A 12,918-nucleotide genomic window follows, 5' to 3' on the forward strand; every position below is an offset into this window, starting at 1 on the left:
ATAATGAAAATCATCGAATGAACTGACGTCCTGCCTTATGATGGTGCATTCCAACTACCTTGCTGTTTTCTAAGCTGAATAATCTGCCCAATATGGTAGACGTTATGCGTACATAGATTAGAAATACATTGCCACCAAGGAACGAGTTCACCATAGCAATCAATCGTTTCATCCAACTTTGATTCCTCATGCGCTGCAAGCTCGCTTCTCCACTCGCTGAGACAGTCATTCAACTTGCTGACGGCAGCTTGCCATGCCTCCTCAGAAATGTCCTTGACGTCAAATGTCTCCTCGTTGCGATAACCCGTACTTACGACTTCGTTAACCCGAAAACGCTCCAGCCACACCGAGTTCCAAACATAGAGATGATGAACAAGCTGCCATATCGAATGACTGGAACGTCCCTCGTGCCAAATCGCCTGCTCAACCGATAAATCTTGCACTGCACGGCTTAAAGGCATAAACCAACTTTCATCATCTTGACAAGTAGCTAACTGATCCAGCAGCAATTCTTTTTTACCGTTGCTCATAGGCGCCCTCCAATATTTAGGATGATCCTAGTGTATCTTGCGAGCGCCCGACGATCAATAAGTAGATTTCAATTCCTTACGCGCAAGCCTAATTCTTGCACTCGCCCAACCAACGCCTACAAGCAATGGCGAATACAGACACGCCCAACCGCTGAACGGATACAATACGACACAAACGACTAAACCAATGAACGCCAGCCATCTTCCCGCATCACCTTTTGGAAGCAATGGAATCGCAGACAACATCGCAACCATATATAGGGTTAAAAAGACGACGCTCGGCCACTTCATCCATTGTTCCAGATCTAACACCAACCAGCCATTGAGCGCTAACATCGCCGTAAAAATAACAGCTAAGCTGTATATCGCTACAATCGGAGTGTGGTTAGTAGGATGCAACCTCGCAAATACGCTAGGAAAATCCCCTTCACGTGCTTGTGCGTACACCATGCGTGTAAAGCCAGCGATATTCGTATGCAGCCCTGCAAACGACACGAGTATCGCCAACAATGCTGTGAAATTCGATGCGATTGGGCCAAATGCGATGCCTACCAACGTACTTAGCGGCGCAACGCCCACGTTCGCTCCGTATGCCTTCGTTCCAACTGTAACGAAGGCTAAAGCGACATATAGTAAGCCTACGATTGCCGCAGCTAACAGCAGACTGAGGGCAATATCCCGCTTCGGATTTCGAAATTCTTCTGCTAAGTGAGTGACCATTTCCCAACCTACGAAGCACCAAAAAATGAGTAGCGCAGATGTGCCAACCGAAAGCCAGCCGTTGGGCACAAATGGCGTAAACGACTGCTGCCGCACAAAGGGGAATGCTGCAATAATCGCCGCTAAGATTAACAGCGCAATAACAATTACGATAATAACTTGAATCGAAGCTGAAAAATGAATCCCTTTTGCATTTAAGAGTAGCGATACAGCTAACATTAGCGCAGCTACTCCGGTCGTTTCCCAAGGAGACAGCTGAAAGAGTGTACCTGCATAATTGGCACCCACGAGCGCCACGACTGGAGCTCCAATCGGAATGGTCCCCAGAAACAACCACCCTACTGCTTTTCCTGCCATCGGTCCATAGGCGGCACGCGCGTAAGCAGCAATACCTCCTGCATTCGGAATAAGCGTTGCTAAGCGCCCTAACGTTAGGGCAAATGGAAACGCTAAGATTGCCATCACTATCCACGCTATTAAGGAAGCAGGACCAGCTACTTGCGCTGTAATCGCCGGAAGAATTAAAATACCCGAGCCTAATACAGCGCCTACTGACATCGCTGTCCCTTGGGCCCAGCCGATCGAACGCTTCAATTGTTGTTCTTCCATTGTAGTCAATCACTCCTTCATACCGTAGTAAAAAATAACCTTCATTTAGCGTACACGAATGTTATAATCGTGTCATACGATAAAAAAGAATATAACTATCGATAAAACCGATACGTAGTTTGAAAGGAGATACAAGGTGGAACTCAAACAATTGCAGACGTTCCAAGCCGTTGCTAAAGAGCTAAGCTTTACACGTGCGGCGGAACGATTAAATTATGCTCAGTCCAGTGTCACCGCTCAAATTCAAGCCTTGGAACAGCACTTTGCGACGCCGCTATTTGAGCGGTTAGGCAAACGCATCCTATTAACTGAAGCCGGCCAGCGGTTGCTGCCTTATGCAGACAACATGTTACGGCTTGCTGATGAGGCTTATGCTTATGTGCCTGGCGAGACAGAGCCGACAGGCATCCTGACAATTGGTGCACCGGAGAGCTTATGCACATACCGACTTCCACCGCTCTTAAAAATGTTTCGTGAACGGTACCCAAGCGTCCAAATTGTGTTTCGCACCGGAATCTGTCCCGATTTGCGCCGAATGCTACAAGAAGGTGTTCTAGACATCGCCTTTACGATGGAGTCCCCTACTGAGACCGATCCAGTTGGGCCCTTGATCGAGACAACGATCGAGCAGATTCAAATGATGCTAGTCGTCCATCCGGAGCATCGTCTTACACAGCAAGCGCGAGTGGCACCAAGCGATTTTCTTAACGAGACATTACTTACAACGGAAGCTGGCTGTAGCTATCGCATCATGCTAGAGCAGGCTTTGCATGCCGCAAACGTAAAAAGCTGCACCAATCTTGAATTTTTTAGCATCGAAACGATTAAGCAGTGTGCGATAGCTGGACTGGGAATTACCTTGCTCCCGCAAATGAGTGTGGCAACCCAGCTTAACGAAGGCCTCTTAAAAACACTGAATTGGGTAGGCCCTGACTTTCCAATTACGATTCAAGTGTTAAGGCATAAAGACAAATGGTTGTCGCCCACGCTTGCTCGGTTTATGGATATGACCATGGAGTACTTTGGCACTACGCGAAATGATAATGAGCGATTATGAGATTATGTATTGACTTATCTAACTATCTATCTAACTATCTAGGTAACACCCTTACCCTATTGAAAAAGCCGCAGCTCGGAAATACCCGAGCTGCGGCTCCGTGATACGACTTCCATCTACACATCGACCGACCATCTCACCCTATACCTATGAGATGCCGTTTCATAACCGCCACTATGGTCAAAGTTCACACAAGAGGCGAAGCAGCAACCAACGAACATGTTGCGTTCGCCACGCGGACGCCGACTAATTGCGTTAAGCCTTTGCGAAACAGCTCAACAGCGCATCTGCAGCATTTTTGTATCCGCCTGCGTGTTTCAACGACTCTCCAATCACATGAGCTTGCTCCTTATAAGCGGGATCATTCAATACTTGCAATACGGCATCACGCAACATCTCCGGCGTCAATTCCTTGCTATTCAGCGAAATACCGGCACCTAGCTCTTGCACACGATGCGCTACGGCTGGCTGATCCGATGTTAATGGAATCATCACTAATGGGACACTGTAGTACATGGCTTCGCTTGTACTGTTCATTCCAGCATGCGTAACAAAGGCGTCAGCTCGTTGCAGCATTTCTAGCTGCGGAACATAGGGCGCAATCGTAAAATTGTCAGGAATACAATCCGCCAAAGGCTCCATATCCGTATATTTACCGGAGGAAAGCACAACTTGAACGGGCACATCCCGTAATGCTGCAAAGCAAAGTTCATAAAACTTCAAATCTCTATTTAAAATAGTGCCCATAGAAATGTATACAATTGGTTGGTCATGAGCTTGAAGCTGCTCAAACGGAAAAGGTGGTGCATCATGACGCGGCACGATAGACGAACCCGTAAAAATATAACTGTCATCTAATCGATCAACTTGAGGTTGGAAATAACGACTTGTGTAAACGAGCTTCATCGTTCCATATTGTGCAGTAATATCAGATAACGTAGGAGTAGGAACGTCAAATTGCTGAGATAGCTGGTACGCCAGTTCCACGATGCCATCATAAAGCTGCTGTGCGTATGCTTCGTCATTAGATGGGAAATCATCTGTTTGTATGTCAGTTAAAGGATCTGTGAATGCAAAGGAAGTAATGGAGGAGACAACAGGAATACCTAGTTTATCGGAAAGAATTGAACCTCCCCAACACATTAAAGAGTCATAGATTACATAATCATACTCACTAGCTTTCGCGATCGTGAGTACCTCAGGAACGATCTGCCGGACAAGTCCGCGCAACACCATATTCGGAAACTCGTATGGATGCTTCCTCTCAGCTGGATCAAAACTCGAATCAAACGAAAAGGGATAAGCTACAAATTGTGCTCCTGTCTGTTCAATTTTAGAGCGGTATTCCTCTGTGCAAAGGTACACAACTTCCTCACCGTTGTCTACTAATTGTTTGACTAACCCAAGTGTTGGATTAATGTGTCCTTCAGCAGGAATATTGACAAACAAAATACGAGCCATCTTCTTCGCCTCCAATTATGAGAATTCATTCCATAGAAAATAATAGCATAACAGATTACTTTTAACAAATTAAAAATTGCATAAATATCACGAAAAAAGAAGCCGAGGTCTCATTTGAGACTCGACTTCTTCTTTCTACTTCGCTATTTTTTTTCGCGAGACACGTAAAATTTAATTCTCTGACCTTTTTTCAATGCTGTATCGACTGCTGGTTCTTGCTGATACACCATACCTGCTGGCTGCTCATCGCTGTTCTTAATTTCAAAATCATATTTTAAGCCTGCGGCACGAATTTGTTTCTCTGCCTCATCGCGTGTAAGTCCAACTAAGTTGGGCATCACAACTTCATTCGTTGCGGTAGTTCCACCTTGTTCACTAGGCGTATCTGGAACAGATGTCGTCGGGTCTGTGCCGTTCGGATCTAGAGTTGACGTTGGATCTGTTGCATCTGTTGGATCAGTTGGGTCAGTAGACTCGATTGGCGCATTGTCGTCCACTGCACCTGGTCGTCCAGGAACTGGCGTTCTGTCCGTTTCCGTGCTACTGCCATTGCCGCTACTTTGCTCACCGCTAGAGTTCGGTTGCTCTGACTCATTTCGATTGTCAGATTCAGTCTGCCTCTCAGGTTCACGTGAGTGCTGGTCACCTGTTTCATTAGAGCCTTGATCCTGCCCTACTTCCGATGAAGGCTCACTTGGCTCACTGCCGCCCTCTCCTTGACCGGACGTTGATTCAGCTGAATTACTTTCATTATTTTGCTGCGCTTCACTGTTTGCACTATTTTCTGCCCCAGCAACTGATTGTTCAGTCGGCATCGACGTAGCTTCTTTCGTCGAAGAAGAAGCACCTGCCCACATAAAGCCCGCAATGATTACAGCAAACAGCCCCGCAACAGAGCCAATCATCCACAGTTTATGATTTCGCCCAGCCGCTTGCGGTTCGTCTGGTTCGTCATCTACTGTATCTTCTACCTCCAAAGGCCTCGATACAGGCTTCGATGCAGACTTCGATACTGGCTTATTGATAACTGGTTGCTGTGTAGCGCTATTCATCGGTTCAGCACTCGTACTTGTATGTATCGGTGTACCTGCATCAGCACTTGACCGTGCAACTTCTCCGCCACCACGTACAGAACGTTCCAAAATTTCGCGCAGCGAAAGCATGAAAGCGAACAAGGAACATTCCCCTGTGTAGCCGCGTCGTGCTACTTGCAGCAAGGGCTCCTTTTGATCCATAGGAAGATCATCCAGTTCATACGACAAACGCTCCATAAATAGGTCGAGCGAAGCAGGAACTCTAGTCTGTCTTGTAGCAAGCTGGTACAATAGTCGGCTAATTCCTTTGGCCCCTTGCTCATCCGCAGTTGCGGAAGACCAGTAGTCAACAATTAACAAGTGATTGTCGCCTGTGATCCACAAATTGTTGGAAGCGACCGAAAATCCACTTACTTTAGCTTCCATCGCATCTTGCATACTAATGCCCAAGTCAAATAGCATGGTCAGCATTTCAGAGGCGTTCAATTTACGTTGTAACAAATATTCGGATAATGGCATGCCTGAGTACGCCGTGAACACGACATAGGCCACCTGTGCTGTTGTGCCTGCATTTAATATATGAAAAAAGCGTTGATTCGCAAAATGGGATACTTGCGCAAACGCATGCTTAAACGCATCGGAGCTATGTACACCCTCTTTTTCCATTACGTATACAAACACATCACGCTGCAAGGACACGTCCTTGGCTAAATATAAAGTTCCTTCGGCTAATGAATGAAGTTCATTCACGATTTCATAACGATCTCCGATATTCGCGAGCATTAAATCTCTCCCTCTCCATGAACACTCATGCTGTCATTATGCCGGAAATTCACCTATTTTGCAAAGGTAGCGCGTGAAAAGGGTATCAATTTATGTCGAAATTAGTCTATTCTCGCAAAAAACATATAAGGAGTTCACTCCTTTTCATTACAACGATTACCAGTTACAATAGGCTTAATACATATCAGGGGGTTGTTTATGTTCACCTATTTAAAGAGTTGGTCCAAATTCGACTGGATTCAGCTTAGTTTTAGATTTCTAGCAGTATGTGCTTTTCTCGGACATATACACTTTGATAAGCAAATCGAAATAAATTGGATTACTTATGGAAGCATTATTAGCGTATTTTTCATCCCCCTCTTTGCATTAGTTGCCTTTGGTGTTGAAAAATATATCATTACGGAATTGCTCGTTAGCGGAATTGTATCTTTATTTATGACATATGAGTTTGGGGCACCACTTTGGCTAACTGCTATTAATCTTTCACTCGGATATTATGTTAACCGGAAGTCTCTACATTTCATTGTGGCGCCGCTTACTACAATCATACTTCCATTCGTTGAATTTTTAATATTAGACTCGCAGCCCGCTGTACATACTTTTCTCGGTATTTTTAATACGATGTGCGTATACGCACTCGGATTTGCAATTAGTGCATTACGTCACTCTAATGAAGAGAAACAACAGAAACTTCAAATTATTAATGAGCAATATACCATTTTACAGCAATATTCTTCGCAAGTTGAGCGCTTAGTCGTCTTGGAAGAACGGAATCGCATGGCCAAAGAACTCCACGATACGATTGGACATACGTTTACTTCCATTATCATGGGGTTAGAAACGATTAAAGCAACAGCAGCGCCAGATGCTAGTCAGGAAAAGGTAGAACGTCTAGTTCGACTTACACGAACCGGATTGGCAGACGTACGGAGGCAAGTGCATGAGATTCGTGCAACGGAAGAAGACGCGACGATAGATGAACAACTTCGTCACTTGACCGAACAATTTATGGATCATACAGAGACAAAAGTATCACTGCGTATTATCGGTGAGGCTTATGATGTATATAATCCAGTCAAGCATACGCTCGCTCGATGTTTGCAGGAAGCATTGACCAATGCACTTCGTCACGGTCAGGCCACTTCTGTGAACGTATTGTTGCACTATGAACCTAATCAACTCTTGTTACAAGTTCAAGACAACGGAAGCGGACAGGAAGAAATGAAATATGGCTTCGGCCTGTCCGCAATGCAAGAGCGGCTATACAGCTTACAAGGTAAACTGTATACGGATAGTAAACCAAATGAAGGCACCATTATTACATGTGTGATTCCGCAACAAACGTATCTAAATAAGCAAGAAATCAAAATATTACTAGTAGATGATCAGCCTCTAATGCGTGAGAGCCTAGGGCTCCTACTGGAAGCTGAGCGAGATTTTAACATCCTCACAGCCCATGACGGCCCGACAGCTATTGAGCGCTGTGAGCAAGAGCAGCCCCATATCGTGTTGATGGATGTACACATGCCTGACATGGACGGCATTACGGCTGCACGTTTCATAAAAGAGCGTTTTCCAGAGACACGTATTATTATGATTACGTCAATGGATAACCCAGCCTTAGCCCAACAAGCCATGAGTATCGGTGCAGAAGGATACTTACTGAAATCCATTCCAGCTGAAGAATTAGCACATACGGTGCGCTTAGTGTACCGAGGCGGCACGATCATTTCTAGAGACATCGCAGACCAGTTATTCAAAGAAAACGGTCTCACCGAGCAGCTGGCTGATAGGAGTTCAAGGCCCGCTGGCACGAATCCTTATCAATTAACAGACCGAGAATTGGAGATTCTCGGTCATCTTGTAAAAGGGCACCGCTATAAAATGATCGCGGGTAAATTGTATTTATCAGAAGGCACAGTGCGCAATTATATTTCATCTATTTATTCGAAGCTGCACGTCCGTAATCGCTCGGAAGCTGTCACTAAAGCAGAACAGGAACAGCTTCTTTCTTCAACTTCCTAAACAGCTCGTAATTCGTTCCTAAACGGCTTCTAAATAAGCGGATACCCCCTAAAGTACACCATATTACAGGGGTATCCGCTTTGAGTCGTTTCAGTCTTTTCAGTCTTTTCAGTCGTTACGTGTTCAGATTCAAATCATCATTTAGAAATCGGAGCAAAGCTTTGTACAATAAGAGCTGCCGCCTCTTGCCGTAACAAAGGCTGCGTGGATTTAAAGTCAGTCGCTCCATCTGGCTGTACACGTACCTCTGGCCCATGCATTTTCCCTGCCACTAGCATTTGCACCGCTTCCAACGCCCAATCATCTGTTTTGCCGCTAAGTTTAGCTGTTCTAGGCGCTTTTCCAATCATTTTATGAAGTGTATACAACATATGCGCGGCCTCTTGCCGCGTGATTTGCTTATTCGGCTCAAATCGACCATTGTTCATTCGCGTAATAATACCACTTTCGACTAAACTCTGAATATAAGGCCCTTCGGGAATATGTTTAATATCTGTAATACTCACCTTGTGGGAAGGTGCCCAATTAATCGCCTTCGCCAGCATATGAACAAACTGCGCGCGCGTAAGCACATCTGTAGCCCCAAACGTACCATCCTTTTTCGGCTGTAATCCACCTAACCGACTAAATGCATCAATATAACTAGCATAAGGATGTTTCTCCCCAATATCTGTGTAAACTACCTTTTTGTTTGTTACTTTTTGCGCCCAACTTGCCGGATTTACTTTTCCACGATACAAATACGATATGGTTCTATCTGTTTCCTGTTTAAATCCGAGCCATTCTCCCTCTTTGCTGGTAAACAGACTCCCATCTACCTGGCGGAACAATTGAATGTCATTTCCCGTTTGCACTTTTAACTGTTTATCTGAAGTGACGGTGACGTTGGTAAGGACCAATCCGGCGCGCAAATCTCGGTATTGCCCTTCGTATCGCTTCAATTGCTCCATCGTCGGGTTCAAATAAACCGTTTCTTGCTTGCGCTGCGGGTAATAATGCTCCATAAACGCTTTCGTAGCTGTATCACGCAACACCATAGGATCACTCTCATTAAAAATAATGAATGCTCCTGCGTTCTGCTCAGGAACGAGCCACATCCATGAACTGAATCCCGGCGTATCCCCTCCTTTTCCGATCACATGCTGCCCATTATGATTAGTGTGAAAAAAGGATTCAAACCCGAATCCGCCATTTGTTATTAAAGGATGGATCGCTACTGCTGGCTTGAGCATTTGTTCCACGGATTTCTCCTTTAATATACGTGCTTTCCCAAGCTTCCCTTCCTGTAACATCGCGATCATGTATTTTGCCATATCATCTCCAGTTGCGAGCATACCGCCTGTAGGCAAGTCAACCGGATTGTTGCGGAATCGCGGAAGCTCTTTTCCATTACTATAGCTAGCTGCAACGTTGGCACGCATACCAGGGAGCTCTGCAAAGCTGCTGCTCGTCATGCCTAGCGGCTTTAATAAATGTTCATTTCCATACTTATAAAAAGGAACACCTGTTAGCTTCTCCACGATATAACCTTGCAGCATAAACGAATAGTTATCGTACGCGTAGCTGGTGCCTGGTGTACGAACAACTGTCGGTACGTTCTGCTTCACGAACTGTTCCAAGGAGATGGACGGCGCATTGCCATATTCAAATGCTTTACCGATCCCTTTGTCCGTATGATCGAAGCCTGACGTATAACTAAGTAAATGCCTTGCCGTAAGTGGAACTTTCGTTTCGTTCGGAATTTTAAAATCGATATAATTATGAATATCGCGATCCAAATCAATTCTCCCTTGTTCCACAAGCTGCATAAATACGGTTGTGGTGAGTGCCTTAGTCGTAGAACCGATATACAACAGCGTCTTCTTAGGATCCATCGGTATTTTTTTGGCAGTATCGGCATAACCGTAGCCCTTACTTAACACCACTTTGCCGTTATTGACGATTACGATGACACCACCGGGTACTTTTTTATACGCGGGGCTGCTGAACAATCGATCCGCAAATGCTTCCACTTCTTTCGGATCAGTTGGTCCCTTATGCACGATTTTCTGCGCAGGCTTTGTTATTTTAGAAGCTTTAGAAACAGGTAACGTTTCCATTGACTGTACACGTTCCGAATTGGAAGCATGGGCAATCGGCAGTGCCCCCACAGCATTAGTAAGTAGCAATAACGTTGTTAATAGTATACATCCACCCTTTTTTAAAGGATTAGACTTCCGATAGTGCATCATGTACATTCCTCATTTCAACGAATAGTTAACTTCGCTGAAACGTTATCATGCTAACCGTCATATCGACGAGTGATAAAATGTCATATGACATTTTATCGCCTTGCTGTGGATACAAAAAAGCCCCGAACCATCTGCCAAGAAAGGTTCGAGACTTACATGTACACAATCGCGCCAATTTGTCTGGGGTAGTCATTTCAGCTATTGATATGTTCAGATATGAACGTTCAATGGATGGGGACAAAACTTTGTGTAATGAGCGCAGCAGCCTCTTGCCGCAGCAGAGGCTGCGTGGATTTAAAATCAACTGCTCCGTCTGGCTGTATGCTAACTTCCGGCCCATAGATGTTCTCAGCAACTAACGTTTGCACCGCTTCCAGCGCCCAATCATCTGTGTTCCCGCTAAGTTTAGCTGTCCCAGCCTTTTTGCCGATCAGCTTATGGAGTGAATACAGCATATGTGCGGCCTCTTGCCGAGTAATTTGCTTATGCGGTTCAAATTTGCCGCTAGTGACGTGTGGAATAATGCCATGATCCATAAAGCTTTGAATAAATGGTCCTTCGGGAATATGTTTAATATCCTCTATATCTACTTTAGAAGCGGATGGTTCCTCATTTATCGCTTTTGCGAGCATACGAACAAATTGAGCACGCGTTAACACGTCTGTAGCACCAAACGTCCCGTCAGCTTTCGGCTGTGCTCCCCCTATTCGACTAAGTGCAAAAATATAGCCAGCATAAGGATGTTTATCCCCAATATCCGAGAAAACATCGACTTTAGTCCCTACTTTTTCGGCCCAACTTGCCTTTCCATTATACAAATAAGATAGCGTATGATTGGCTGCCTGTTTAAATCCGATCCATTCCCCTTCCATACTACTAAACAGACTCTCGTCCACCTGACGGAACAAGCGAATGTTGCTTCCCGTTTGTACTTTTAATTGCTTATCTAAAGTAACGGTTACATTCGTAAGAAACGCTCCGATACGCAAATCTCGATAGTGCCCTTCATATCGCTTTAATTGCTCCATTGTTGGGTTCAAATAAACCGTTTCTTGCTTATGCTGTGGGTAATAATGATCCATAAACGCTTTTGTTGCTGTGTAACGCAAGCGCAGTCCTGATTCATCTTCCTCATTAAAAATAATAAATGCTCCCGCGTTCTGCTCGGGAACGAGCCACATCCATGAACTGAAACCTGGTGTATCTCCCCCTTTTCCGATCACATGCTGCCCATTATGAGTGGGATGATAAAAGGATTCAAAGCCAAGTCCCGCATTGGTTATTAACGGATGAATCGTTACTGCTGGCGTAATCATATGTTGAACAGACTTCTCTTCTAAAATGCGTGCTTTCCCAAACACCCCCTTCTGCAATATCGCAAGCATAAACTTTGCCATATCATCGCCCGTTGCAAGCATACCGCCAGTAGGTAAGTCTACCGGATTGTTGCGAAATGGCTGAAGTCTTTTCCCGCTCAAATGGCCTACTGCAATGTTAGCACGCATATCAGGAAGCTCTGCAAAGCTGCTGCTCGTCATGCCCAGTGGCTTTAACAGATGTTCATTGCCGTATTTATAAAAAGGAACCCCAGTAAGTTTTTCGACGATATAACCTTGCAGCATAAAAGCATAGTTATCGTACGAATAACTGGTGCCTGGTGTACGAACAACTGTTGGTACATTTTGCTTCACGAACTGCTCCAAGGAAATAGCGGGTGCATCACCATATTCAAATGCTCTCGAGATTCCTTTGTCTGCAAAATCAAAGCCTGACGAATAACTCAGTAAATGTCTTGCCGTAAGTGGAACTTTCGTTTCGTTCGGTATTTTAAAGTCGATATACGCATGAATGTCGCGATCCAAATCCACTTTCCCTTGTTCCACAAGCTTCATGAATACGGTAGTTGTAAGTGCTTTTGTCGTAGAACCGATATGCAAGAGCGTCTGTTTGGCGTCCATTGGAACTTTTTTGACACCATCGGCATAACCGTAGCCCTTACTTAATAATACTTTTCCGTCATTGACGATAACGATGACGCCACCCGCTACTTTTTTATACTCGGGTCTATTAAACAATTGATCCGCAAACGCCTCCACCTCTTTCGGATCAGTCGGCCCCTTATGCGTAGTCTTGTGTGCAGGCTTCGTTACACTGGAGAGAGGTGACGCTTCAATTGCCTTTGCACGTTCCGAACTTACAGCATGGGCAATCGGCAGCGTACCCAGTGAATGTGAAAATAGCAGCAGTGTTGTTAATAGTATAAATCCCACCCTCTTTAAAGGATTAGACTTCCTACAGTCCCTCATGTGCGTTCCCTCATTTCAACGAATAGTAAAATGCGTACAAAACAAAAAAAGACGACTAATCCGTTTGCCCTGTCGATGAATGACGAAATACAATATTACATTTATTTCCTTTATATGTATACAAAAAGACTCGAACCTTTATGCGAAAAAAGGTTCGAGTCT

Annotated in this window: 8 protein-coding genes; 2 read left to right on the top strand and 6 right to left on the bottom strand. The window is 44.8% G+C overall.

From position 1 onward, the window contains the following. Positions 1-35: 35 nt before the first annotated feature. The gene (locus KIK04_RS01045; RefSeq protein ID WP_232276510.1) at positions 36-530 is read right to left on the bottom strand and encodes a DinB family protein; all 495 of its coding nucleotides are present in this window, start codon (positions 528-530) and stop codon (positions 36-38) included. A gap of 54 nt (positions 531-584) precedes the next feature. Continuing rightward, positions 585-1,859: an amino acid permease gene (locus KIK04_RS01050; protein ID WP_232276511.1), complete on the bottom strand. Its 1,275-nt coding sequence runs from the start codon at positions 1,857-1,859 to the stop codon at positions 585-587. A 136-nt stretch (positions 1,860-1,995) separates the two neighbouring features. Here KIK04_RS01050 and KIK04_RS01055 point away from each other — a divergent pair, with 136 nt between their 5' ends. After that, positions 1,996-2,916 (top strand): LysR family transcriptional regulator, encoded by a 921-nt coding sequence (locus tag KIK04_RS01055; RefSeq protein ID WP_232276512.1) that lies wholly within the window; start codon positions 1,996-1,998, stop codon positions 2,914-2,916. A 255-nt stretch (positions 2,917-3,171) separates the two neighbouring features. On the opposite strand, the gene KIK04_RS01060 is transcribed toward KIK04_RS01055, so the two are convergent. Together KIK04_RS01060 and KIK04_RS01065 are read right to left on the bottom strand one after the other, a co-directional pair. Next, positions 3,172-4,377 (bottom strand): macrolide family glycosyltransferase, encoded by a 1,206-nt coding sequence (locus KIK04_RS01060; protein ID WP_232276513.1) that lies wholly within the window; start codon positions 4,375-4,377, stop codon positions 3,172-3,174. A gap of 143 nt (positions 4,378-4,520) precedes the next feature. Continuing rightward, the gene (locus KIK04_RS01065) at positions 4,521-6,194 is read right to left on the bottom strand and encodes a PASTA domain-containing protein (RefSeq protein ID WP_232276514.1); all 1,674 of its coding nucleotides are present in this window, start codon (positions 6,192-6,194) and stop codon (positions 4,521-4,523) included. A 198-nt stretch (positions 6,195-6,392) separates the two neighbouring features. Here KIK04_RS01065 and KIK04_RS01070 point away from each other — a divergent pair, with 198 nt between their 5' ends. Further along, a complete protein-coding gene (locus tag KIK04_RS01070) occupies positions 6,393-8,219 on the top strand; it encodes a helix-turn-helix transcriptional regulator (RefSeq protein ID WP_232276515.1) in 1,827 nt (608 codons plus the stop codon). A gap of 137 nt (positions 8,220-8,356) precedes the next feature. Here KIK04_RS01070 and KIK04_RS01075 read toward each other — a convergent pair whose 3' ends face one another. Together KIK04_RS01075 and KIK04_RS01080 are read right to left on the bottom strand one after the other, a co-directional pair. Next, positions 8,357-10,450, bottom strand: a complete 2,094-nt coding sequence (locus tag KIK04_RS01075) for a serine hydrolase domain-containing protein (RefSeq protein WP_232276516.1) — start codon at positions 10,448-10,450, stop codon at positions 8,357-8,359. A 224-nt stretch (positions 10,451-10,674) separates the two neighbouring features. After that, complete coding sequence (locus KIK04_RS01080) at positions 10,675-12,720, bottom strand: serine hydrolase domain-containing protein (RefSeq protein ID WP_232276517.1); 2,046 nt, start codon at positions 12,718-12,720, stop codon at positions 10,675-10,677. Positions 12,721-12,918: the final 198 nt, after the last annotated feature.

Source organism: Paenibacillus sp. 481, from assembly GCF_021223605.1.
Taxonomy (GTDB): Bacteria; Bacillota; Bacilli; order Paenibacillales; family Paenibacillaceae; genus Paenibacillus_B.